We start from the raw sequence: 22,771 nt of genomic DNA, 5'->3' as shown, positions 1-22,771 counted from the left end.
CGCCCGCGAGGTCTACCGCGCTCTGACCGCCACACCAACCGAACGAATCACCCAAACCGACCTCGCTCCTGCAGCTTGACAAGCATAGGAGCATCAACGCCGCCGCGGAGAGCTTCTGGGCCCTGCTCAAAGAGGAGATCGGCACCCGCGTCTGGCCCGACCTGGCCACCGCCCGCGCCGAGGTCTTCGACTTCATCGAGACGTTCTATAACCGCCGCCGCCTACGCAAGCACAAAGTCTTCGGCTACCTCACCCCGGCCGAGACCCGACAGCGGCACCAACACGACCTCGCGGCATAGAGATCGAGTGTCCAAGATCACGGGGAAGCTTCAATCTGCTCGACGTGGACGCAGGAGGGCAGGAACACCGGCCACCGGGGGGCGTCGGCGAGCAGGCCGTAGACGACCCCGGCGGGGGCTTCCACGCTGACGCTGTCCTGGGACGAGTGCACCCGCTGGGACGGCATGAGTGCCCCCTCTCCTCCGGTGCGCCCAGACTGCCCCGCGGCGCTGGAGCGGCGCTCGAACCGCGGTGGAGGACCGCCGGGTCCGTGCCTTGCGGTCAGCCCACCTGGGCGAAGCGGCCGGTGGCGGGGGCGCCCACGGCGGAGGGGGTGCCGGCCGGGCCGGACATCAGCATGGACTGCTGGAGCTTGGCGAGCACCGGAGAGGGCTCCAGGCCGAGGGTGCGCACCAGGGTCGCGCGCAGCCGCTGGTAGGCGTTGAGGGCTTCGCCCCGGCGGCCCGAGCGGTAGAGGGCCACCATGTACTGGCCGCACAGACTCTCATGGCTGGGGTACCTGCTGACGAGCACGGTCAGTTCGGCCAGCAGCTCACGGTGGCGGCCCAGCCGGAGGTCGGCCTCGATACGCTGGTCCAGGGCGCACAGCCGGCTCTCCTCCAAGCGTCTGATCTGCGTCTCCAGGTGGACGCCTGGGTGCACGTCGGCGAGGGCGGGCCCGGTCCACAGGGCGAGCGCCTCGCGCAGCCGGGCGGCGGCCTCGGGGTAGTCCTCGGCGTCCATGGCGCGGTACCCGGTCCCGGCCAGCCGCTCGAACTCGCGGACGTCGCTGCCGCCGGCGCCGCCCTTGAGGAGGTAGCCGCTGGGGACCGTCAGCAGCACGTCCTTGGCGCAGCGTTGCTCCTGGCCGTCGTCCTGCCGTAGCGCGCCGTTGATCAGTTCCCGCAGTTGCAGGATGTACGTCTGGAGGGTGGGCCGTGCGCTGCGGGGCGGACGTGCGCCCCACAGTTCCTCGGTCAGGGTGGCGACCGGGACCACCTTGTCCGCGTTCAGGGCCAGCAGGGCGAGCACCTGGCGGGGCTTGGGGGCGGTCGGCGTGATCGAGACGCCCTGTTCCCGCACGGCGAGGGTGCCGAGTACGTCGATGTCCACGCTGTCTCCCCGTTGGTAGCTGCCCGCGTTCTGGAGCCGTTCCCTAGCAAGCTGAGTAAAAAACAGCATGCGCGGTATGTCAATGCGAGGGTTCCGGCCCTGTTTTCCTTTCAGGTTCCAGGGATAAAAGGTGCATACCGCATCATCTTTGAGAAACGACGAGGGATTGAGGCCCGAAAGCCGCCCCAGTGGGCACGCATTCCTGACGCGACTACCAGACCAATAGGACTGTTTTGCCAAAGCTTTTGATGCGCCAGGGGTAGATGCGTCATACGCGTCAGAAGCCGTCGCCGACCGCCGGCCCGGCGCGCAGGACGAACCGGCACGCCGGGTCTGTTCCCGGGGGAAACACGGCACGGCGCCGGGGACGGCCGGCGCGGCGTCACTCGGCCTCGGCGGGCACCCGCGTCCGCAGCCCGAACGCCTGGACGCTCTCCGGGGTCGACTCCGCCTCGTCCCGCACGCGCTGCTCGCTCTCGCGGACGATCTCCTCGACGCGTTCGGGGGTGACGACCAGCCGGCTCAGCACGGCCGGGACCGCGATGCTGGGCAGCAGGTGCTCGAAGAGGGACACCACCCGCTCCACCAGGTCGGCCCGGTCGCTCAGCGTGTGGGAGTAGACCTGCACGCCGGTCCAGGACGCGGAGATGATCCAGGCGCTGGCCGCCGGGTCGACGTGCGTCAGCAGTTCGCCCTGCGCCTTCGCCTCGTGCAGCACCTTCTCGGTGGTGGCGATCCACAGGGCGACCGCCTGGCCACCGAAGAGCGTGCGCATCTCCTGGCCCAGGGAGAGCCGGGCGGCGGCGCTGACCACCGGGTCACGGCGCATGCGGTGGGCGGTGAGCAGACCGGTGTCCACCAGCTCCTGGAGCTTGCACACCCGCGGCGCCAGGGAGACCTCGGCGAACTGGGCGTTCAGCACGCCCTCGGCCAGCGCCTGTTTCGACGGGAAGTGGAAGTACAACGCCCCCTTGGTGACGCCGGCCCTGGTCAGGATCTCGCCGATCGTGGCGGCCTCGTAGCCACGTTCGTCGAAGACGGACGCGGCGGCCTTCAAGATCGCGTGCCTGGTGCGGATCGCACGCTCCTGTTGTGCCACGACTCCTCCTACGCGCTTGCTGCCTGGCGAACAATGCCCTCACTGCTTGTGCCCCTCTGGAAACAAAACCAGGTAGTCCGTATTTTCACAAGCAGTGCCGAGCGGTCTCGTGCTCGGCGCGGCCGGAAGCAGCAAGGGTGTTCAGGACCGACAGGGGGCTCGCGTATGCCGCAGCATCTTCTCATCACCGGGGCGAACGGCTTCATCGGCAGGCACGTGGTGCGGGCCGCGCTCGCCCGCCCCGAGACGAGGATTCGGCTGGTTCGCCACCATGGCGCCGTCACCGCGCCCGACGGGGACCGCGTCCGGGTGACCCGCGCCGATCTGGGGGACACGACCTCGCTCGACGGACTGTGCCGGGGCGTCGACACCGTCGTGCACTGCGCTTCGCGCATCAGCGGTGACGAGGCCGCCCTGCGCGCGGTCAACGAGGAGGGGACGGCTGCCCTGGCCGCCGACGCCCTGCGGCACGGCGTGCGCCGCATCGTGTACGTGAGCACCGCCGCCGTCTACGGCCGCGGCCCCTTCCGCGGAGCCGAACCGCACGAACTGCCCGTCCGGCCCCGGTCCGCCACCAGCACCACGCGCGCCGCCGCTGAGCGCAGCGTCCTCGCGGCCGGCGGCACCGTCCTGCGCCCGCACCTCGTCTACGGCACCGGTGACCGGTGGGCGATCCCCGGTCTCGCCCTGTTGATCCGGCACTTGGGGGCGCCGGTCGCGGACAGCGGCGTGCACTCGGCCGTCGAGGTGTCCGCCCTGGCCGAGGCCGCGGTGGGCGCCGCCCTCGCGGACCCGGACCGCGATCTGGCGGGCGCCCACCATGTCAACCACCCGAGCCCGGTGTCCGGCGGTGTCCTGACGGAGGCGGTGGCCGCCCTGCTCGGGGCCGACGGCACCGCCGGCCCGCTGGACCCGGAGCAGGCACGCGCCCGGCTGCGGGAACACCCGCAGGCGCTGCACCACCTCGACATGCTGACCTCGGACCACTGGTTCGCCAGCACGTCGATCTGGCGGCTGCTGGGCCTGGACCCCGGTCCGGAACCGGCCCGGGGCCTGGCCCGCCACCTGCCGTGGTACCGGGAACAGCTGGGTTCACCCGTGTACGCCGGCCGCTGAGACGCGCGCGGGAGCCGCCCTCGCGCTGCGGGCCGAGCCGGAGCAAAACCTCTCGGTGGCCGTTGGAGATGAAGGAACCCAGCGGGCGCAGGTCCTCGGCCGGTACCGCGAGGGCGACCTCCGGGAACCGTTCGAACAGGCCGCGCAGCGCGATCTCCGCCTCCATGCGGGCGAGTTGGGCGCCCACGCAGAAGTGCGCGCCGTGTCCGAAGGCGAGGTGTTCGCGGCGGGTGGCGCGGGTGACGTCGAAGCGGTGGGCGTCGTCGCCGTGCACGGCGCGGTCGCGCCCGGCCGCCGCGAAGGAGATGACGATGGGCTCGCCGTCGGCCAGCAGCAGGCAGACGGCGTTGTCGAGCAGGTTGACCGTGGTCTTGTACCCGGCGGTGAACAGCAGGATCAGGTTGTCGACCAGTTCCTTCTCGCTGAGCCGCGAACCGTTGTTCTCGTCCCGGGCGTTGATGAGGCTGGTGGTCAGGTCCTCGCCGGGGGGCTCGCGTTTGAGCGCGACGAGCCGGCCCATCGTCCGGTACAGGTCCACCTGGTTGCTCCTCGCGGCCTCCATGGAGGCGGTCGTGTCGAAGAAGCCGCTGATGATCCGGTGCAGTGACGCGCGGAACTCCTCGGGGATGCCGAACAGTTCGCTGAGCACACGGGTGGGCAGCAGATGGGCGAAGCGGCTGCGGAAGTCGACCGGCCCGCCGCCGCCACCGGCGTCGCTGTCGCTGTCGCTGTCGCTGTCGGCACCGTCGCCGTCCCGGCCGTCACCGCCCCTGCCGCCGCCGCCGGCGCCCTCACGGGCGAGGTCGTCGAGGAGCGCTTCGGTGATCTCCTCGACTCGGGGGCGCAGCAAGGCCACCCGGCGCGTGGTGAAGGCCGAGGCCACGAGCCCGCGCAGCCGCTTGTGGTCGTCCCCGTAGGCGGTGACCATGTTCTGCACCGAGACCCAGCTGGCCAGCGGCCAGGTCTCGGCGATCTCGCCGTTGATCCACGCGGGCCAGTGCCGGTAGGCGTCCTTCGAGATCCGCGGGTCGATCAGCAGTTTCCTGATCGCCTCCTGCCCGCTCACCAACCAGGCCTCGACGCGTCCTGGCAGGACGACACGGGTGAGCGGCCCCTGCTCGCTCAGCCGGGCCGCCTCCCCGTGGATGTCCCGGCCCGACGGGTCGATCGCGTACGGACACTGCTGCTGACGGGTCATCGATTGTCTCCAGAGAGCCAGATCCGCAGGACATCAGGTGACGACGGCGGCCCGACCGTAGCACTGCCCGGGGGCCTCCATCGGTACTTCGCCAGAACCATAACAAACCAGACGACCGGTTTTGCAAGAGCAGGTGGCCTGGTGAGTGACAAGCACCGTCATCGCCAGTCAATCACGGCAGAAATGTCAGCTTCTCCCGCAATCGGGCGGCGGTAGGCGCGGATTGCCCCTTACCTCACCAGGAAAGTTGCGAGTTTGAACTACCGAAAAACGGAGCCTTGCATTCAGTCGGCCCGCCGACACTTGCCGAATCCTTTACCTTGAGGCCCACGCAATAAAACCGGTGGGTCCGTATCTTATGAGGCGTCGTCGAACAAAGCTTCCAGGCGGGGGGTCTGCGATGGGTTTGCACAGTGCGCACGACGAAGTGGGACTGCCGACACTGCCGCGGCTGACCACCACGGTCCCGAAGGAATACGTTCACCGCGCCTGCTTGGCCGAGGTGTTCCTGACCGGCTGCACCAGCCAGGAGGACCAGCGGTTCTCCCTCACCGGCCAGTGGCCCAGGGCGCACACGCTCTTCAACCGCTCCGACGGGAACGGCCACGATCCGCTCCAGGTAGCAGAGACGTTTCGGCAGGCAGGCATGTTTCTCGCCCACGCCGAACTCGGTGTTCCGCTCACCCATCAGTTCGTGATGTGGAACCTCAGCTACACGACGTATCCGCAGCACCTGGGGATCGCGCTCAGCCCGACCGACTTCGAACTCGACGCCAGATGCACGGAGATCACCTGGCGCCTGGGGATGGCCGCCTCGCTGCGGCTCGAACTGTCCATCGTCCGGGGCGGAGCCCTCGTGGCCCACGGGACGGGCACCTTCTCCACCGTCCCGCCGGCCGTGTACCAGCGGCTGCGGGCGAGCCGCAAGCCCGGACCGGACGACGCGTTCGACCTCGCGGCGTCCCGGCGCCCGCTCGACCCCGCGTCGGTGGGCCGCACGTCCCGGGCCGACGTGGTGCTCAGCGCCACGGACTCGCCCACCCGCTGGCTGCTCACCCCGGATCTCGCCCACCCCATCCTCTTCGACCACGCCGGGGACCATCTGCCCGGCATGGTGCTCCTGGAGGGCGGCCGCCAGGCGGCGTGCGCCGCGCTCGCCCCCAGGGGGCTGGTACCGGCGAGCGCCACCACCGAATTCGTCCGCTACGCCGAACTGGACCGGCCGTGCTGGATGGACGTCACCCGGGTGACTCCCGAATCCGGCGGCATGACCACGGTTCAGGTCGCCGCGCACCAGGACGGCGAGACGGTCTTCACCTCGACGATCACCGGTCCCGTCAGCTGACGGCCCCCGCCGGGGCCCGGCCGGCCCCCGCACCTCCTCGCCGTCCGTCCCCTCCCGCTCGGCCTCCCACCGCCCACGGCGCTCATCCTGCTGAGCCGCCGCCGGGCGGTGGCGTTCTTCCCTGCCCGAACGGTCCGCGCCGCCCCCCGAAACGGTCCGCCCCCGGCTCACCGGAGCGCGCGGCCGGCCGTGCGCCCCAGGTTTCCCCGGTCGACGTTCCCTCCTGCGACGTTCCCTCCTCCGACGTTCCCGCGATCGACGCCCGGGGCTCCTCCGCCCTCGGCTGGGACGCCCCTGGCTCCGCCGCCTGCGGCCCGGCCGGAACCGGGCTCGTGGACGGTCCCTTCCTCGGCGATGAGGGCGCTCATGCTGTCTCCTCTCGTCGGCAAGCGATCCGATGCCCGGTCGCCCGGGTGGTGCTCTCGCTGGTGGAACACAGTCACGGGCCGGTGGAGCGCAGTCATGACTCATGGCATCGCCGGTCCCGCCGGTCTCCGCGCACACGCCACGCAGGCCCGGAACGGCAGAGGGCCCGAGCATCCTCATTTTGACACCCGGCGACCAGGTTGTCCGTAGGGTTTGCGATCGGAGCCGCAGCGGGGGCACCGGCGAGCGCCGCCGGCCGGGGCCCGCCCGTCGTGGACCATACTGATCACGAAAGCCCCGGCGGTGCCGCGAGGCCGGGGCGGGGGCCGGGCACAGGAAGGAGGCGGACATGCCCGAACGGACCCAGGAGTTCGGCAGGTACGGCGCCCGGGGCATCAAGGGGTACGAGGCCGTGGCCCGCCGGCTCGACGTGCTCGCCGGTTTCGTCGTCACCCCGGTGACCACCCGGCGCGGCCTGCTGGCCCGTCTGCACTACCTCACCCGCACCCCGCACGCCCGCAAGGCCGCCCGCGCGGCGGGACTGACGGTCACCGACCGCACCCTGAAGGCGTGGCTCGACGGCCGCCGCAGCCCGTCGAAGAAGAACCTCGAACGCGTCGAGACCGCCTACCGGACCGTGCGCCGCCACAACGTCGCCCGCTATCTGCTGGGCCGCCTCAACCGGGAGGGCCGGGGCACCCGCGTGGAGATCCACCCGCTCAACCAGTCCCAGGTGCCCCGCCCGAGGCAGCGCGTCGTGGAGTTCCGCGCCCTCAACATCCGCCGCTGGGACCGCATCGTCGCGGCCTGGGCGGCCGACGACGTCCAGGCACTCGACGACGCCTGGGTCGACCAGATCGTCGACCTCGGCTCGCAGTGGGGGCAGTACGAATACGTCACCAACGTCGGCTTCGCCGCCTGACGGCTCCGCCACCCGCCCCTCCCCGCTTGGCTGGCGCTCTCGCGCCCGCCGCCGCTATGCGTCATGCGCATGGTTCATGGGACACGGGTGCTAGATTCTGCGGTATGCGGATGACTCTGGGGGACCGGGTCCGGACAGCTGTGGCGGCGCTCCTGCACGCCACGGGCGAGTCGCAGACGGATCTCGCGGCGGCCCTCGGAGTGAGCCAGGCGCAGGTGAGCCGCCGTCAGTCCGGGAGCACCGCATGGAGCCTCGACGACTGCGACGCGGTCGCCGGGCACTTCGGCATCGACGTACTGGACCTGCTGGCCGGGCCGACCCGGGCGTCGGAGGCGCTGCCGGACATTCGCCGCCGGGGAGCCGGGCGGCGCGCGCCGACGGACCGGACCGAGCAGACCGCCGCCCCCTCCGTCTCCGCCGCCCCCTCCGTCTCCGCCGTTCCCCATGTCTCTGCTGCCCCCGCTGCCGCGCAGGAGGTCGCGCGATGACGGACTTCGACGCGATCGACGCCCTGCTGGCCGCCGCCCGGCAGGAGGTCCCGCTGCCCGGGGCCGAGGAGCGGCGCGCGCTGCGCGAGGGGCTGAACCTGTCGCGCGCCCAGGTGGCGCAGGCGCTCGGTGTCGGCCCGTCCACGGTGGGCGGCTGGGAGTCGGGGCGCGACCCGAGCGGTGAGGTCCGGGAGAAGTACGCGTACTTCCTCTCCGGGGCGCGCGCCCGCCTGGCGGAGCAGGCCGCCCGCGAGCAGGAGCAGGAGGGGGAATCGCCGAGGGAGTCGGAACCCGGGCCCGACACGGCGGCGGAGGCCGCGCCGGCCGTGGAGGCCGGCGACGTCCCCGCCCCCGGCGTCGACGACATGGAGGTGGAGGCCCTTACGGAGCCCCGGGCCTGCGTGCTGTGCGGCGGGCCGGCCCGGCAGCAGGTGGCAGGGTTCCCGCAGCACCTGGACCCGGCCGAGTGCTCCGCGCCGACGGCACCCGCGCCGTCGCCCGGCCCCCGGGCCCCGGTCCCCGCCCCCACGCCCGGCACGAGCGCCCCTCCCGCGGCCGGCGGGCACACGAGCGCCCCTGCTCGCACCGGCGGCACCGGTGACCGGCCCCGGCCTCCGGCCGGAACCCGTACCGAACCTCATGCCGGAACCCGCGCCGGTGTCCGCATCGTCCCCACCGGCCGCCGGGCGCAGGCGGCGGCCTCCGCCGAGCCGGACCTGATCGGCCGGGCCGTCGCCGAGGCCCTGACCCGGCACGCCGGTGATGTCGAGGCAGCCACGGCCGCCCTGGTCAAGCGGGCCATCCCGGACGCGATGGCCCTGCTGGACCACACCCGCAAGGGCGGCCGGTACGACGTCGTGGCGCACCCGTGGCTGCCCGACGTCCTGCACAAGCAGTCCGCGCGCGGCGCCGACCAGATCTGGGAGGCCCGTCCCAAGTGGACCCGGCCCGAACTGCCCACGGGCACACACGAGGTGACCGCACTCGACGTCAACGGCGCCTACCTGAGCGCGCTCAAGACACATCTGCCGCTCGGTCAGCTGGAGCACTCCACCGGCGACCACCACGACCGGCGCCGGGCGGGCGTGCACCTGATCACCCCGCCCGCGTGGGAGCACGACGCGGTCCTCCCGAACCCGATCGGCAACCGCGACGAACCGGGCCCGCTGTGGGTGACGGAGCCGACGCTGCGGCTGCTGCTGCGGCTGTCCGGGCCGAAGTACGGCCTCTGCGACCCGCCGGAGATCCACGAGTCCTGGACGTCGGGGGCCACGGAGAACCTGCTGGAGAAGTTCCGGGTGGCGCTCAAGGACGCCCGGGACCGGGCGATCGCCGAGGACGACGAGGTGACGCTGACGTACGTGAAGGCGATGTACTCCAAGTTCGTCTCCACCCTCGGCGAGTCGAACTACAACCGCGAGATCTACCGCACCGACTGGATGCACCTGATCCGCAGCCAGGCCTTCGTGAACCTGTGGTGGAAGGCGCACCGGTCCTACGACGAGGGCCTGATGGTGGTACGGGCGATGGGCACAGACGAGTTGCACGTGATCGGTGACTGGCGCGGGGTCTTCCCCGAGGGCCGGGGCGTCACCGAGGTCAAGGTCAAGGACACCTACACGGTGGACGCCGCCGACGACCCCTCCCCCGAGGGGCCCTGACGATCAGGGCCTCCCCCTGGGGCCCGACGCTCAGTACCAGTGGTTCGACGACCAGAACGACCAGGCGCCGCACGGGCTGCCGTAGCTGCTGTTCATGTAGTTCAGGCCCCACTTGATCTGCGTGGCCGGGTTGGTGCGCCAGTCGGCACCGGCGGAGGAGTACTTGCCGGCCGGGAGCGCCTGGAAGAGGCCGTACGCGCCCGAGGACGCGTTGACCGCGTTCATGTTCCAGCCGGACTCGTGGCTCACGATGTTGCTGAAGCACTGGAACTGGCCGCTCGGCACCATCTGCCGGGCCATGGCCTGTATCTGGGCGGTGGAGTAGGAACCCTGGACGGGGAAGTCGGAGGCGTCGGAAGTCGTGCTCTGGCTCGTCGACTTCTTCAGCTCCTCCCGCTCCTTGGCCTGCTCCTTGGCCTTCTTGTCGGCCGCTTCCTTCTCGGCGGCCTCCTTCTCGGCCGCCGCCTTCTTGGCGATCGCGGTCGCGGCCGCCGCCCTGCGGGCCGCCTGCTCGGCGTCCTTCTTGGCGCTCGCGTCGGCGGCGATCGCCTGGGCGTCGGCCTGCTGCGTGAGGGAGGCGGTCTGCACCGGCGCCTGCTGCCCCACCGGGATGTCCGCGAGAAGCGTGGCGTCGGCCGCCGTCGCCTCGGCGTCGTTGTTCTGCGCGCTGCTGACCGACGCAACGCCCACGACGCTTCCGACAGCGGTGACCGCGGTGGCCGAGGCCACTGCGAGTCCCCGGACCGAGATCCGGCTCACACGGTTTCCCTTCGCCATGGCCCCCGTGCCGTCACGGGGGCGAGTCTCACGACCCCCGACTCTGCCGTACCGGACAGCACAAGGCAATCCCCGCTCCCTTTCGTCCCGTTCCGCCACCGCCGCCCCGCATGCCTCACCGCTCACAGCCGGACGTGGGGTGAACCCCTGGGGACACCGCACACGTGTGCATGCCGTAAGGCTTCTCTCCCCAGTGGATCAGCGAGGTCAGCATGAGCGGGAACCTCCCGGACCAGGCCGTGGCGGCGCTCTCGCCGCACGGCGCCGCGGCCGGCTTCTCACCGCGGGACGTGGCCTCTTTGCGGCAGGCCGTCGCCGGACCGGTGCTGCTGCCCGGTGACGAGGGTCACGCCGCCGAGTGCGCCACGTACAACCTCAACAGCCCGCTTGAACCGGCGGTGGTGGTCGGGGCCACCGGCGCGGACGACGTGCGCGCGGCCGTCCGGTTCGCCGCCCGGCATGGGCTGCCCGTCGCGGTGAAGAACACGGCCCACCAGGTGACCGCGCCCGCACACGGCGGGCTGCTCGTCACCACCGCACGGATGACTCACCTTTCCGTCGACGCGCGGGCGCGGACCGTGCGGGCCGAGGCGGGGGTGCGCTGGCGCGATGTGCTGCCCCGCACGGCCGAGTTCGGGCTCGCCCCGCTCGCGGGCTCCGCGCCCGACGTCGGCGTCGTCGGATACACCCTCGGCGGCGGCCAGAGCCCGCTGCTCGGGCGGACGCTGGGCTACGCGGCCGACCACGTGCGCGGCCTCGACGTCGTCACGGCGGACGGTGAACTGCGCCACGTCACCGCCGACAGCGAGCCCGACCTGTTCTGGGCGCTGCGCGGCGGCAAGGGCAACTTCGGCGTGGTGACGGCGATCGAGTTCGACGTGTTCCCGGTGACGCGGTTCTACGGCGGCGCCCTCTACTTCCGCGGTGCGGACCTCGCCGAGGTGCTGGAGGCCTGGCGTGCCTGGGTGCCGACCGTGCCGGAGGAGATGACGTCCTCCGTCGGCATCCAGCGGCTGCCCGACCTGCCGGTGCTGCCCGAGCCGCTGCGCGGGGCGTTCGTGGTGCACCTGCGGGTCGGCTACCTGGGTTCGGCGGCCGACGGCGAGCGGCTGATCGCTCCGCTGCGCGCGTCCGCCCCGCCGCTGCTCGACCTGGTCGGGGAGAAGCCGTACACCGCCCTCGGGGAGATCCATCTGGACCCCGTGGACCCGATGCCGTACTACGACCGGAGCGTCTGCCTGGGCGAGTTCACCGCGAAGACGGTGGACGCGCTGGTGCGGCTGACCGGGCCGGACTCCGGCTGCACGCTGGCCAATGTGGAGATCCGGGCGCTGGGCGGTGCCTTCGACCGCGAACCCGCGGTCGCCAACGCGGTCTCCACGCGGGGCGTGCCGTTCGTCGTGTTCGGGTTCGCGGTGGGCGGCGCCGATCAGGCGGACGTCCTGCGGGGCGGGCTGGCCGAGGTCGTGGACGGGCTCGCGCCGTGGGCGCTGGAGCGCAACATGGTGAACTTCCTGTCCCCGGAAGAGGCGACGGACCCGGACGGCGTGCGCGCGGTGTACGGGCCGGAGCGCTACGACCGGCTGGCCGCGGTGAAGCGGCGCTACGACCCTGCCAACGTCTTCCGTTTCAACCACAACGTCGCTCCGGGCCAGGACTGAGGCCCGAGCGGGGGGTGTTACTTCTTCGCCTTCAGCGGGCCCGCGAAGGACTTGCGCAGGGAGGAGGGGGCGGCGAGCGGGAGCAGGGCGGCGAGCACCTTGCCCTTGACCGAGGCGGGCTGCCGGGTCAGTTCGACGTCGACGCGGGTGCCGTCGGCCTGGGGGGTGGTGGTGAAGACCCAGCCGCCGCCCGCGCCGAAGAGCTTGGAGTCGAGCGTGGTGATGTCGACCCGGCCCGCCTCGGCGTCCCACTCGTAGCGCGCCCGCTCCCATGCGGCGGCGGTGCCCTCGGTCACCTCGGCCCAGGTGTCACCGAGTCGGTGGACGGTGAAGTGCTCGGCGTCGATGGTGGGCCAGTTCTCGGCGCGGGAGGGGCCGAAGTCCGTCAGCACCTTGACGACGTCGGCGGGGCTGAGCGTGGAGATGAGGTGGAAGCGGATGACGGCCATGGTGTCCCTCACGTCGAGAAGTGGTAACCGGGAGAATTAGTAACCGGTTCGGCTGGTGATGACTCTTCCATGAAGGTCGTCACCAGTCAAGCCGGTTACTCACGTGAGGGGGGGCGGTCCCGTCAGGTCGTCAGCAGCACACCCCCGTAGGAGACACCCGCGATCACGCCCCAGGAGCAGAGTCCGAGCGCCGCGACACGGCCGCCGTCACGGACGAGGGAGGGCAGGTGCACCGCGCTGCCCAGGCCCACGAGTGCGGCGGCGAGCAGCAGTTCCTGCGCGTGGTGGGCGAGGTCGAGGACGGTGTGCGGGACGAGGCCGGTGGAGCGCAGCGCGACCATGGCCAGGAAGCCGGCGACGAAGAGCGGCACGATGGGCGCCCGCGCTCCGCGACGGGTGTCCCGCGCGGCCGTTCTGCCGGTAGCGGCCGCCCGCGCGGCGTCCTTGCGCCGGCCGCGCCGCAGGGACAGCCCGACCGAGGCGACGAGCGGGGCGAGCATGGCCACCCGCATCAGCTTGACGAGCACCGCTTCGCGCAGGGCGGTGGGCCCGGCGGTCTGCGCGGTCGCCACGACCTGGCCGACGTCGTGCACGCCGGCTCCCACCCAGCGGCCGAACTGCCCGGCGTCCAGGCCCAACGGGCCCTGGAGCAGCGGCAGTACGACGATGGCGAGGGTGCCGCACAGCGTCACCATCGCCACGGCCGTCGCCACGTCCTCCTCCTCGCTGCCCGAGACGTCGCTCATGGCCCCGACCGCGGAGGCCCCGCAGATCGAGTAGCCGGTGGCGATCAGCAGCGGCTGGTCCCCGGGCAGGCCGAGACGGCGCCCGAGCCAGACCGTGCCGGCGAAGGTCGCGGCGACGGTGCACACCACCATGACGACGGTCTGCCAGCCGAGCCCGGCGATGTCGTCGAGGCCGACGCTCAGGCCGAGCAGGACGACACCGGCGCGCATCAACCGCTTGCCCGCGAAGGTCAGTCCGGGCCGCGCCGCGCCGCGCAGCCGCGGAAGGTGCGCCGCGAGCACACCGAGCACGATAGCGGCGGTGAGCATCGGCACGCCCGGAAGCAGCCGGTGCACCGTCCAGGCCAGCGCGACACCGGCGGCGGCGGCCGCGAGCCCCGGCAGCTTGGCCCGCGCCCCACCGGCGGCACGCGGCTTCGGCCTCGCACCCGGCCCCGGCGCCACCGCCTCCGGGCCCTGCTCCTGCCTCGGCTCCTGCCCCTGGCCCTGGCCCTTCCCCTGTCCCCGCCCGTGGCCCTGGCCCGTCTTCGGCCGCGTCACCGACGTGGTGCGGGTCGTGGTGCGCCCGGTCATCGTTCGTCGTCCGGCGGCTCGTAGACCCGGCGGACGCTGCTGCCCAGGCGGCCGATGTCGGCCCCGTAGATGTGCAGGGAGACGGCCTTGCCCCCGCCCGCGTTCCAGACCCGGTGGATGTCGCCCGGCGGCGCGAAACCGCAGACGTCGCCCTGCTCGTTCACGACGTCCTCGGTGGCGACGAGACGTGTGCCGTCGCCGTCGGAGACCTCCCGGTAACGGCGTTCGTGTTCGCGGCCCTCGTGCACCCCGGTGACGCACCAGGAGACGTGGTCGTGGACGGACGTACGCTGCCCCGGCAGCCACACCAGGGCCACCACGGAGAAGCTGCCGTCCTCCTCTGTGTGCAGGACGTGCTGGCGGTAGTCCTCGGCGCTGCCCTCGCGCTGAGGCTCCGTCAGCAGTCCGGGGTCGCCGAGGTGCGGCGCCAGGCGCTGTGCGACCAGGTGCGCGGTGCGGTCACCGGGCAGGCCCTGCCCCACGGCCTGCCGCACTTCCTGGACGAGACGGTCCAGGCGGGGGGTGGCCGCCGTGCGTGTCCGGACGTCGGTAGTGGTCATGCTGCCAGCGTCCGACCGGGAAAACCGCACGTCCAACGACGGTTTCTTCGGTCGTTCCCAAGCTGTGCTTATGCGGGACGGGCCGTGCCGGTGCGGGACGACTCAGCAGCCCACGCGCCGCTGCGCGACCGCCTTGATCGTGTCGACGACCAGCGCGGTCGCCGGGACCCGCAGGTGCTCGCGCAGCACGTACGCCGAGATACGGCGGCGTACGGCGGGCTCCAGCGCGCGGCCCGCGACCCGGTCGAGCCGCAGGAAGGACAGCACCAGGCCGGGCATCATGGCCACCCCCAGCCCCTCGGCGACCAGCGACTGCACCACGAGACCGTCGTCCGTCGTGAACGCGATGTCGGGTGCGAAGCCCAACTCGACGCACTCGTGCAGGAAGTTGGTACGGCAGCGCGGGCACCCGGCGATCCAGCGCTCCTCGGCCAGGTCGGCCAGCCTGACCGCCCGCCGCCGGGCCAGCGGGTGGCCGATCGGCATCAGTACGGTCAACTGGTCCTCCACGAGCGGGATCTCCTCCACCTCCTCCGGCACCGACTCCCGCAGCCCCGGATAGGTGAAGGCGAGCGTGACGTCGCACTCGCCGCGCGCCAGCCGCTCCAGCGAATCGGGCGGCTCGTCCTCCAGCAACTGCACACGTATGCCCGGGTGGTCGGCGGCGAGCCGGGCCAGCGCCTCGGGGACCACGGTGGCGTTGGCGCTGGGGAAGGCGCAGACCCGCACCCGGCCGCTGCGCAGCCGCGTGATCGCCGTGACCTGCTCCTCCGCCACGGACAGGCTGCCGAGTATGGCTTCCGCGTGCCGGGCCAGGGTCTCCCCGGCCTCGGTCAGCCGCATCCGCCGGCCGACCCGGATGAACAGCGGGGAGCCGACGGTCCGCTCCAGCGCCTTCATCTGCTGGGTGACGGCGGGCTGGGTGTAGCCGAGGACCGCGGCGGCCCCGGAGTAGGTTCCGGCGTTCACCACCGCGTGGAAGGTCCTGATGTGCCGTGAATCGAACACACCTCGCATCATAAGCAGAATTTGGGTTCCGGTCCGCAGAGGTGCGTTGCACCCGCACCTACCCGTGCCCCTGCCAATGCCCCTGCCTTCGAGCGGTTTTGGTTCCGGGGACAGTACAACCATCGGCAGGGCACGACTGTCGTACACTCCGACGATCATCGGCTTCACTGAATCTTTTCAGGATGCCGACACCACAATCTGATCAGTGGGGGGCCTTTGTCCATTTCGCGCCCATTCGGTAGAGCGCGCCGTTCCCGGCTGCTCGGCTGCACCGCCCTCGCGGTGGCCGCAGGCATGTTCCTGAGCACGCCGGCCCTCGCCGCGGACAAGCCGTCGCAGGACGTCTCCATCCCGAAGCCCAAGTCGGCCCTGCCCAAGGCAGACCGGCCCGCGGCCGGCGTGCACGCCGCGCCGGGCCTGCGTTCGGGCATCAAGGCCGCCGGAACCACCTTCGACGTGGACGGCGACAAGGTCGACGACAACATCGTGCGGCTCGACGACGGGACGACCCTCGTCTGGCTGAGCACCAGCGGCAAGTTCCAGCAGTACACCATCAGCCAGGACAACCCGGACGAGAAGACCAAGGACATCCTCACGCCGGGGAACCTCGACGGTACCGACGACCCCGAGGTCCTGACGCTGTCCACGACGGGCACCCTGTCCCTGTACCACAGCACGAGCCAGTCCGGCACGAGCTACAGCACGTGGAGCGGCCAGGGCTGGCAGATCTACAACAAGGTCATCGCGCCCGGTGACGTGACCGGCGACGGCAAGCCCGACCTGCTCGCCCGCACCTACTCCGGCGACCTGTACCTGTACCAGGGCACGGGCGACGGCAGTTCGCCCTTCCGCGCCCGGGTCCTGGTCGGCGGCGGCTGGTCGATGTTCGACCAGCTGGTCGGCGTCGGGGACATTGACAAGGACGGCATCGGCGACGTCGTCGCCCGCACGCCCTCCGGCGACCTGTACTTCTACGCCGGCAAGGGCAGCGCCACCGCGCCGCTCGCCGCCCGGAAGAAGATCGGCAGCGGCTGGAACACGTACAACCAGATCATCGCCGCCGGCGACTGGAACGGCGACGGGCTGGGCGACCTGCTCGGCCGCACCGCCTCCGGTGACCTGTACTACTACTACGCCGACGGTTCGGGGAACTTCTCCGCCCGCAAGAAGAACCAGGGCGGCTTCGAGGCCGTCGACCTCTTCGCGGGCAGCGGAGCCAACCCGTACTGGGGCAAGGCCTCGCTCATCGGCCTGGACAACGGCGGCACGCTGTACTGGTACGGCGTGCTGCACAACGGCCAGCTGGGCGGACGCGCCAAGATCAGCGACACCGGCGGCTGGGCCGGCGCCCACGTCGGCTACGCCTCCTCGCTCGACGCGGACGGTTACGCGGACGTGCTGGAGCAGTGGAACGGAGCGCTGTACAACCACAGCTACGGCACCGACTCCGCCGTGTCCAGCGGCTGGAGCAAGTACAACCTGTTCCTCGGTCCGGGCGACCTGAACGACGACGGCAAGGGCGACGTCCTCGCCCGGGACACCTCCGGCAACCTGTACCTGTACCGCGGGAACGGCACCGGTGGGTCCCTCGCCGCGCCGCTCAAGATCGGCGGCGGCTGGAACGGCTATGACAAGATCGTCGGCGCGGGTGACCTCAACGGCGACGGCCGTGCCGACATCGTAGCGCGGACGCCGTCCGGCACGCTGTACCTCTACCGCGGCACCGGCAACAGCGCGTCGCCCTTCGCCTCCGCGGTGAAGATCGGCACCGGCTGGCAGCAGTACAACAAGCTGCTCTCGCCCGGTGACATCGACGGGGACAACCAGGCCGACCTGCTCGCGGTCAACTCCAAGGGCGAGCTGTACCGCTACTCCTCCACCGGCCAGGGCCAGTTCAAGGCCCGCGCCAAGCTCGGCACCGGCTGGAACACATACAAGAACCTGTACTGACCCGCCCGTAGCGGCCTGAACGGCCGCGGTGGCGCGGAACTCGCGACAGGAAAGGGGCTCCCCCGGCGTCAAGGCGCCGGGGTAGCCCCCTTTTCGCTCCCGGCGCCCGGCCCGGTGCGTCCCCTCCCGGCAAGGGACCGAAGAGACCGGGAACCGGGGTGCAGTCATATGACCGATGCGTCCGGCTCTGCCGGAAGCGACGCTGGGACGAGTGACGCCGCACCAGCGCGCACCGTTCCCGCTTCGGAGTTCAGCATGACCAGGTTCACCATGATCGACCTGACCGGCCGGCCCGCCTCCCGCCGCCCGTCGGCCCGGCCGCCCCTGCCCCGCCGCCGGCCCGCGGCCGACCGCGACGGCCCGGCCCGCAGACCCGCCCTCACGCTCGTCCCGGGCTGCGACCCCTTTCGCAGCCCCGTCGAGCTGCGCACCCTCGTCCGCTCACCCATGCCCGAGAACGTGCGCGGCGCGCTGGTGACGACGGTGCGGAAGGCGCCGGGCCGGGCGTTCCAGGCCCGATGGACCACAGTCGACGCCCCCTCTCGCATCCCCCCGGGCCGGGTCCGCCTGTCCTGGACACCCGCCGGGGACGACCGGATGGACGTCAGCGCCCACTTGGGGCTGCCGGGGGCCCAGGTCCTGCTGGCCATGTGGCCGGCGCTGCGCGGCAACTGGTGCGACGTGGTCCGCCCGACCGTCGCGGAGGTGACGGAACTGCACGCGGCCCTCAGCCTGGCCACCAGGGCCCTCGACCACCTGGTCCGCTGAACCCGCCGGTGCGCCCCTCCCCGACCCACCTCGCCCCGGCGTCACTTACGAGTCACATCGACGTAACATCGGCGGCACTTCGGCATACCTGCGGCATCACTGCGCGACGAACGGCGCACAAGCGGTGAGGCGCAACGCCTCACGCGTCCGGGACCGACGGGGGTCCCGCGTCGGCCAGGCGGTTGAGCCATTCGACGAGCAGGGACCGCTCCGCCGCGTTGAGCGCCGAGCGGTCGCCGCGCCCGAGTGCCGCCCGCAGGGCCATCGCGGCCTGCGCCGTCTCGTCGCCCGCCGCACTCCCGGCCTCATCCGCTCCACCGGCCCCGGCGGTGGCGGTGACGGCGGAGACAGGGGCGGAAGAAGAGGCAGCCGGTGTACTGATGGCCGCCAGCACCATCTCGCGCGCGGCGTCCGCGTTCCGCAGGTCCCGCTGCTCCGGCGGCGTGCCGATCAACGTGAGGATGGTGCCCACGCCCGCCGCGTGCATGACGGCCGCCGCCCGCTCGACGCTCATGCGCAGCCGGCCGGCCGCGGCGACGCGGTCGATCATGCGCTCCAGCTCGGCGACGGCCTGCCGGCCGGCCCGCGGCACCCGTCCGGCGCGTGCCTGCCCGTACACGAGGGTGTAGTACGCCGGCTGGTCCAGCCCGAACCGGACGTGCAGGTCCCAGGCGGCGCGCAGGTCGCCGACCGGGTCCCCGCTCTCCGGCAGCTCCCCCTTGGCCCGCAGGTACGTCTCGAAGCCGTACTCGCTCACCGCTTCCAGCAGGCCGTCCTTGTCCCCGAAGAGCCGGAAGATCGTCGGCGGCGCCACGCCCGCGCGGGCCGCGACGGCGCGGGTGGACGCGGCGTCGAGCCCTTCCGAGCGCAGCAGTTCGGCGGCGGCCGTCACGATCCTGCGTCGCACGGTCGCCGCTGTCAGCTCGGGGTCCGTCTCTTCTCCTTGCATGAACCAACGGTATCAAATTTACGGATCACTGATCCGAACCGATGGTACGGTCTGAACGAACCATTGATCCAGACAAGGGGTGGAGCGACATGACCACACTGAACTCCGGCCGGAATCCGGGCTACGACGTGATAGTCGTCGGCGGCGGCAGCGCCGGCTGCGTCCTGGCCGCGCGGCTGTCCGAGGACGCGGACGTCCGCGTCCTGCTCCTGGAGGCCGGCCGCCCGGCCACCGCCCTGCCGGACGCCGTGGCGTACCCCCCGGCCTGGCCCTCGCTGGCGGCGATGAGCGCCAGCTGGGGTGACAGCACGGTCGTCCAGGGCTCCTCCGGTGCCCCGGTCCCGCTTCCCCGGGGCCGCGGCCTCGGCGGTTCCTCGGCGATCAACGCCATGGTGTTCGCGCGCGGCCACCGTTCCAGCTACGACAGCTGGAGCGAGCACGGCGCCAAGGGCTGGACCTTCGACGACCTGCTGCCGTACTTCCAGCGCACCGAGAGCGCCGCCAGCGCCGCCCCGGGCCGGGGTCTGACCGGCCCCCTGACCGTCGGCCCCGCCACCGAACCCAACGACGTCCTGCTCGCCTGCCTCACCGGCGCCCTCCAAGCGGGCCACCGCCGGGCCCGGGACATCAGCGGCGGCCTGGAGGAGGGCTTCGCCCCCGTCGACCTCAACATCGTCGCCGGGCGCCGCCAGAGCGCGGCGGACGCCTACCTGACGCCGGCCCTGCACCGTCCCAACCTGGACGTCGTCACGGACGCGGTCGCCCACCGGCTGCTGTTCGACGGCCCGCGCTGCACCGGCGTCGAGTACGGCGTCGACGGCGGCGTCCGCACGGCGACCGCGGCCAGGGAAGTGGTGCTGACCGCGGGGACGATCGGATCCGCCGCACTGCTGCTCCGCTCCGGCATCGGCCCCGAGGAGGACCTGCGACGCGCCCAGGTGCCGCTCTTCCACCACCTGCCCGGCGTGGGCCGCAACCTCCACGACCACCCCCGGGCCAACCTGGTCCACCGCACCCGCCGCCCGGTACCCGCGGCACGCAACAACCACGGCGAGATCATCGGCCTGCTGCGCAGCACGCCGGAGGCGGACGGCCCGGACCTGCAGATCATCTTCATCGACATCGCGGTCCCCAACCCCGTGGCCCCGGTCGAGAACGGCTTCACCGTCGGCGTCTCGCCCATGCGGCCGGTCAGCCGCGGCACCCTGCGGATCGTCTCCGCCGACCCGTACGCACCGCCCGTCCTCGACCCCGCCTACTTCGCCGAGGAGCGGGACGTCCGTACCGTGGTGTCCGGCATGGAGACGGCCCGCCGGATCATCGCCTCCCCCGCGCTCGCCGAATGGGGTGCCGAAGAGGTCAGCCCGGGACCGGGCGCCGCGGACGGGCGGTCGCTCGGCGCCTACGCCCGCAGGTACTTCGGCTCCTACTGCCACCCGGTCGGCACCTGCGCCCTGGGTGAGGACGAGGTCTCGGTCGTCGACTCCGCACTGCGGGTCCGGGGACTGGACGGCCTGCGCGTGGCAGACGCCTCCGTCATCCCGTCGATCCCGTCCAACAACACCAACGCCACGGTCTACGCGATCGCCGAGCGCGCGGCCGAGCTGCTGCGCCACGGGTGACGGCGGGCGAGCCAGGGGTGACCGTGAGCCGCGCCACCGAGGACGGCGGGACGGACGGGGTGGCCTGCGGGACGGACGGGGTGGCCTGCGGGACCGGCGGCGCGGCCGACGGGACGGGCGGCGTCCACGGCGGGCCTCTGCACCCCATGTACGGGACGGTTCCCTTCCGTACCAACACAGATGGGTGGCGTACCGGCCATCAGGTTGCACAGGGATGACCCTGGGTATTCAGTGGAACTGGATAATCTGACGCCCCGATAGCAGAAAGGTGCCGTTGACCTGCGATGCCGGTGATTTAGGGCGTTTCCGCAGGTGAGGGTGGGTGTCCCGTGGTCCGTGTGACTTGGAGCGAGTAGCTGACGCGGCTGGGTGGGCGGGGCTCGTCCCGGCGTTTGGCTTCGAACGTGTTCCGCGGCGGTTTCTTCAGTCGTTGGCAGCGGCGGTCGCGGCGTGGGGGCAGGCGGTCGTTGAGGAGTTCCTGGACGGCTTCGAGGCGGGCGGCGTGCAGCGCCTGCGGGTTCGCTGCGGTCTGTCCGACGGTGGTGAGTCGGGCGAGCCGCACGGTCGTGGTGAAGGAGATCCGGTCGGGATCGACCTCTCCCTGTTCGGCCGCATGGACTTTGAGCGCGCACAGTGCCTGGTAGACGGTGAGAAGTGCGTAGGTTTCCTGGCAGATGAGCTCGGGGGTCTTGGAACGCAGGATGAAGCCGGCGCCTCGCAGTCGGTTCTTGAGCTCGGCGAAGCCTTTTCGATCTCCCATCGCTGGTGGTAGAGCTTGGCCAACTGCCGTGCGGGCGTTAGCCGATGGTCGAGCAGGCTGGTCGCGAGGCGAAACTTCCCCACCTGCACCGGCCCGTGCTGGGGCCGGACGGTGACGGTGTAGTCGATGATGCGCACGAGGTGTCCGTCGGGCAGCCCTGTCGGGGTGCGGTCCTGGAAGCGGGCGTTGCCCAGGCGCTGATTCTCGGCAGGGGTGGGCATGACGGAGACGTACGAGCCGTCGGGCAGGACCCACAGCGGTGGCAGGACGAGGTTCTTCTTGATCCGCCAGGCGAGGTGGCAGCCGGTCGCCTCGACCAGGCCCCACTGCTCGTGGCCGGCGAAGTTGCGGTCGGCCAGCAGCAGTATGCCGGGCCGTAGGGAGGCGAGCAGGCGGCGGGCGAGCTTGTGCTCGCTGAACCTGGCGATCGAGTCGAAGGCAGCGTCGATGACGGCGTGGGTGCCGCACTCGATCAAAGCCATCAGTCTGACCTGTGGGTTTCCGCTCTTGTTGGTGCCGTCGCGGCCGGTGAATCCGAACGTCGCGGCGTTCTCGGGGCTGTCCGGAACGTCCAGCGCGGTGCCATCCCAGGCGACCAGCCGCAAACCGAAGGCGAATGCTCCTGGGGTCATGGGTGTCGCCTGGGCGCCGCACCGGCGTTCGAAAAGGGCCTGCAACGGCTTGTCTCCCAAGCGCTGGCGGGCTCGGGTGAGGGCCGAACTGGTGGGCAGGCGCTGAAGGACCCCGCCCGGCAGGTGCCGCAGTTTCTCGGTCAGGGCCCGCAGGACCGCCCGGTATCCCGGCGGCCCGGCGCTGTCAGAGCTGCTGAACAAGCACAGAGCCAGGACGAAGTAGACCACCGCGCGGGCCGGCAGAAGCCTGCGGCGGCGCTCGGCCCTTCCGGTCAACTCCAATACTTCGTCGACTACTTCGGGTGTGATCTCCTCGGTGAGTACACCGAGCCGGATCCGGTCGCCGAACTGCGGTTCCGACCGCCTTCGGGGACTTCGAGATGGCACCGGACGGACCGCCGTGGTGACGGCTGGGGCAACAGCGATGGCAGACTGAGCGCCCAACGGGGCTCCCTCCGAGGCAGTCGGATCTTGGTCGATCTCCTGTCCTACCGGGAGCCCCGTTGCCCTGTCCCGAGATCACCTGGCGCATCATCAGTTCGTGGCGGACCACCTGTGCATCCCAGGGTTCTACTCACCAGAACAGTCGTCACACACGCTCTACCTGCACTGATGCCCTAAGTCACCGGCATTGCGTTGACCTGCGAGGATGCGAGGTCTAGGTCGCATCCGCTGCGGGAGCAAGGCACCTTTCTGGTGGTCGAGAGTACAGGGTGGGACCGTCGGCTG

General features: G+C 71.6%; 20 protein-coding genes and 2 pseudogenes. 10 read left to right on the top strand and 12 right to left on the bottom strand.

What is annotated here, in order from left to right; genetic code table 11:
• Positions 1–196, bottom strand: a 196-nt coding sequence (locus ACFC02_RS34845) for a hypothetical protein (RefSeq protein WP_376365953.1), incomplete at its 3' end; no start/stop codon positions are given.
• Here ACFC02_RS34845 and ACFC02_RS34840 point away from each other — a divergent pair.
• Complete coding sequence (locus ACFC02_RS34840) at positions 123–299, top strand: IS3 family transposase (RefSeq protein WP_376365957.1); 177 nt, start codon at positions 123–125, stop codon at positions 297–299. The two genes, ACFC02_RS34845 and ACFC02_RS34840, sit on opposite strands and share 74 nt — an antisense overlap.
• Positions 300–316: 17 nt before the next feature.
• Here ACFC02_RS34840 and ACFC02_RS34835 read toward each other — a convergent pair whose 3' ends face one another.
• The 3 genes from ACFC02_RS34835 to ACFC02_RS34825 form a co-directional block, all read right to left on the bottom strand.
• The gene (locus ACFC02_RS34835) at positions 317–466 is read right to left on the bottom strand and encodes an SRPBCC family protein (RefSeq protein WP_376365951.1); all 150 of its coding nucleotides are present in this window, start codon (positions 464–466) and stop codon (positions 317–319) included.
• A 95-nt stretch (positions 467–561) separates the two neighbouring features.
• A complete protein-coding gene (locus tag ACFC02_RS34830; RefSeq protein WP_376365949.1) occupies positions 562–1,392 on the bottom strand; it encodes a BTAD domain-containing putative transcriptional regulator in 831 nt (276 codons plus the stop codon).
• Positions 1,393–1,774: 382 nt separating this feature from the next.
• Entirely contained in the window at positions 1,775–2,491 is a 717-nt protein-coding gene (locus ACFC02_RS34825; protein WP_376365947.1) for a ScbR family autoregulator-binding transcription factor, read from the bottom strand.
• Between the two features lie 165 nt (positions 2,492–2,656).
• Between ACFC02_RS34825 and ACFC02_RS34820 the strand changes: the two genes are divergently transcribed.
• The gene (locus ACFC02_RS34820) at positions 2,657–3,607 is read left to right on the top strand and encodes an NAD-dependent epimerase/dehydratase family protein (protein WP_376365945.1); all 951 of its coding nucleotides are present in this window, start codon (positions 2,657–2,659) and stop codon (positions 3,605–3,607) included.
• A 136-nt stretch (positions 3,608–3,743) separates the two neighbouring features.
• Here ACFC02_RS34820 and ACFC02_RS34815 read toward each other — a convergent pair.
• Positions 3,744–4,127, bottom strand: a pseudogene (locus tag ACFC02_RS34815) (cytochrome P450); the annotation flags it as partial.
• A 1,078-nt stretch (positions 4,128–5,205) separates the two neighbouring features.
• On the opposite strand from ACFC02_RS34815, the gene ACFC02_RS34810 reads away from it, so the two are divergent.
• The 4 genes and pseudogenes from ACFC02_RS34810 (at position 5,206) to ACFC02_RS34795 (ending at position 9,587) form a co-directional block, all read left to right on the top strand.
• Positions 5,206–6,150, top strand: a complete 945-nt coding sequence (locus ACFC02_RS34810) for a ScbA/BarX family gamma-butyrolactone biosynthesis protein (protein ID WP_376365943.1) — start codon at positions 5,206–5,208, stop codon at positions 6,148–6,150.
• 715 nt (positions 6,151–6,865) lie between these two features.
• Positions 6,866–7,438 (top strand): transcriptional regulator, encoded by a 573-nt coding sequence (locus ACFC02_RS34805; protein WP_376365941.1) that lies wholly within the window; start codon positions 6,866–6,868, stop codon positions 7,436–7,438.
• A gap of 104 nt (positions 7,439–7,542) precedes the next feature.
• Positions 7,543–7,806: pseudogene (locus ACFC02_RS34800) on the top strand (helix-turn-helix transcriptional regulator); the annotation flags it as partial.
• A 116-nt stretch (positions 7,807–7,922) separates the two neighbouring features.
• Positions 7,923–9,587 (top strand): helix-turn-helix domain-containing protein, encoded by a 1,665-nt coding sequence (locus ACFC02_RS34795; protein WP_376365939.1) that lies wholly within the window; start codon positions 7,923–7,925, stop codon positions 9,585–9,587.
• Positions 9,588–9,617: 30 nt separating this feature from the next.
• Here the strand turns inward: ACFC02_RS34795 and ACFC02_RS34790 are convergent, their stop codons facing one another.
• Complete coding sequence (locus ACFC02_RS34790) at positions 9,618–10,346, bottom strand: transglycosylase SLT domain-containing protein (protein WP_376365937.1); 729 nt, start codon at positions 10,344–10,346, stop codon at positions 9,618–9,620.
• A 230-nt stretch (positions 10,347–10,576) separates the two neighbouring features.
• Here ACFC02_RS34790 and ACFC02_RS34785 point away from each other — a divergent pair, with 230 nt between their 5' ends.
• Positions 10,577–12,025, top strand: a complete 1,449-nt coding sequence (locus ACFC02_RS34785; RefSeq protein ID WP_376365935.1) for an FAD-binding protein — start codon at positions 10,577–10,579, stop codon at positions 12,023–12,025.
• Between the two features lie 17 nt (positions 12,026–12,042).
• Here ACFC02_RS34785 and ACFC02_RS34780 read toward each other — a convergent pair whose 3' ends face one another.
• The 4 genes from ACFC02_RS34780 to ACFC02_RS34765 form a co-directional block, all read right to left on the bottom strand.
• The gene (locus ACFC02_RS34780; RefSeq protein ID WP_376365955.1) at positions 12,043–12,474 is read right to left on the bottom strand and encodes a hypothetical protein; all 432 of its coding nucleotides are present in this window, start codon (positions 12,472–12,474) and stop codon (positions 12,043–12,045) included.
• Positions 12,475–12,596: 122 nt separating this feature from the next.
• On the bottom strand, positions 12,597–13,793 hold the full coding sequence (locus tag ACFC02_RS34775) for a YeiH family protein (protein WP_376365933.1): 1,197 nt from the start codon (positions 13,791–13,793) through the stop codon (positions 12,597–12,599).
• Entirely contained in the window at positions 13,790–14,353 is a 564-nt protein-coding gene (locus ACFC02_RS34770; RefSeq protein WP_376365931.1) for a cysteine dioxygenase, read from the bottom strand. The genes ACFC02_RS34775 and ACFC02_RS34770 overlap by 4 nt, the downstream gene beginning before the upstream one ends.
• Positions 14,354–14,455: 102 nt before the next feature.
• A complete protein-coding gene (locus tag ACFC02_RS34765) occupies positions 14,456–15,361 on the bottom strand; it encodes a LysR family transcriptional regulator (RefSeq protein WP_376365929.1) in 906 nt (301 codons plus the stop codon).
• Between the two features lie 294 nt (positions 15,362–15,655).
• On the opposite strand from ACFC02_RS34765, the gene ACFC02_RS34760 reads away from it, so the two are divergent.
• A complete protein-coding gene (locus ACFC02_RS34760; RefSeq protein ID WP_376365927.1) occupies positions 15,656–17,311 on the top strand; it encodes an FG-GAP repeat domain-containing protein in 1,656 nt (551 codons plus the stop codon).
• A gap of 255 nt (positions 17,312–17,566) precedes the next feature.
• Entirely contained in the window at positions 17,567–18,079 is a 513-nt protein-coding gene (locus tag ACFC02_RS34755) for a hypothetical protein (RefSeq protein WP_376365925.1), read from the top strand.
• A 139-nt stretch (positions 18,080–18,218) separates the two neighbouring features.
• Here the strand turns inward: ACFC02_RS34755 and ACFC02_RS34750 are convergent, their stop codons facing one another.
• A complete protein-coding gene (locus ACFC02_RS34750; protein WP_376365923.1) occupies positions 18,219–19,028 on the bottom strand; it encodes a TetR/AcrR family transcriptional regulator in 810 nt (269 codons plus the stop codon).
• 89 nt (positions 19,029–19,117) lie between these two features.
• Between ACFC02_RS34750 and ACFC02_RS34745 the strand changes: the two genes are divergently transcribed.
• Positions 19,118–20,650 (top strand): GMC family oxidoreductase, encoded by a 1,533-nt coding sequence (locus ACFC02_RS34745; RefSeq protein WP_376365921.1) that lies wholly within the window; start codon positions 19,118–19,120, stop codon positions 20,648–20,650.
• A gap of 423 nt (positions 20,651–21,073) precedes the next feature.
• Here the strand turns inward: ACFC02_RS34745 and ACFC02_RS34740 are convergent, their stop codons facing one another.
• The gene (locus ACFC02_RS34740) at positions 21,074–22,429 is read right to left on the bottom strand and encodes an IS4 family transposase (RefSeq protein WP_376365919.1); all 1,356 of its coding nucleotides are present in this window, start codon (positions 22,427–22,429) and stop codon (positions 21,074–21,076) included.
• Positions 22,430–22,771: the final 342 nt, after the last annotated feature.

It is taken from the genome of Streptomyces sp. NPDC056160 (genome assembly GCF_042268205.1).
GTDB lineage: Bacteria > Actinomycetota > Actinomycetes > Streptomycetales > Streptomycetaceae > Streptomyces.
This window is presented reverse-complemented; position numbering and strand designations above follow the sequence as displayed.

Coding starts and splice junctions, on each gene's coding strand:
- ACFC02_RS34835 (WP_376365951.1), bottom strand. CDS start 466: ATGCCGTCCCAGCGGGTGCACTCGTCCCAGGACAGCGTCAGCGTGGAA.
- ACFC02_RS34820 (WP_376365945.1), top strand. CDS start 2,657: ATGCCGCAGCATCTTCTCATCACCGGGGCGAACGGCTTCATCGGCAGG.
- ACFC02_RS34810 (WP_376365943.1), top strand. CDS start 5,206: ATGGGTTTGCACAGTGCGCACGACGAAGTGGGACTGCCGACACTGCCG.
- ACFC02_RS34805 (WP_376365941.1), top strand. CDS start 6,866: ATGCCCGAACGGACCCAGGAGTTCGGCAGGTACGGCGCCCGGGGCATC.
- ACFC02_RS34795 (WP_376365939.1), top strand. CDS start 7,923: ATGACGGACTTCGACGCGATCGACGCCCTGCTGGCCGCCGCCCGGCAG.
- ACFC02_RS34785 (WP_376365935.1), top strand. CDS start 10,577: ATGAGCGGGAACCTCCCGGACCAGGCCGTGGCGGCGCTCTCGCCGCAC.
- ACFC02_RS34780 (WP_376365955.1), bottom strand. CDS start 12,474: ATGGCCGTCATCCGCTTCCACCTCATCTCCACGCTCAGCCCCGCCGAC.
- ACFC02_RS34775 (WP_376365933.1), bottom strand. CDS start 13,793: ATGACCGGGCGCACCACGACCCGCACCACGTCGGTGACGCGGCCGAAG.
- ACFC02_RS34770 (WP_376365931.1), bottom strand. CDS start 14,353: ATGACCACTACCGACGTCCGGACACGCACGGCGGCCACCCCCCGCCTG.
- ACFC02_RS34760 (WP_376365927.1), top strand. CDS start 15,656: ATGTTCCTGAGCACGCCGGCCCTCGCCGCGGACAAGCCGTCGCAGGAC.
- ACFC02_RS34755 (WP_376365925.1), top strand. CDS start 17,567: ATGACCAGGTTCACCATGATCGACCTGACCGGCCGGCCCGCCTCCCGC.
- ACFC02_RS34750 (WP_376365923.1), bottom strand. CDS start 19,028: ATGCAAGGAGAAGAGACGGACCCCGAGCTGACAGCGGCGACCGTGCGA.
- ACFC02_RS34745 (WP_376365921.1), top strand. CDS start 19,118: ATGACCACACTGAACTCCGGCCGGAATCCGGGCTACGACGTGATAGTC.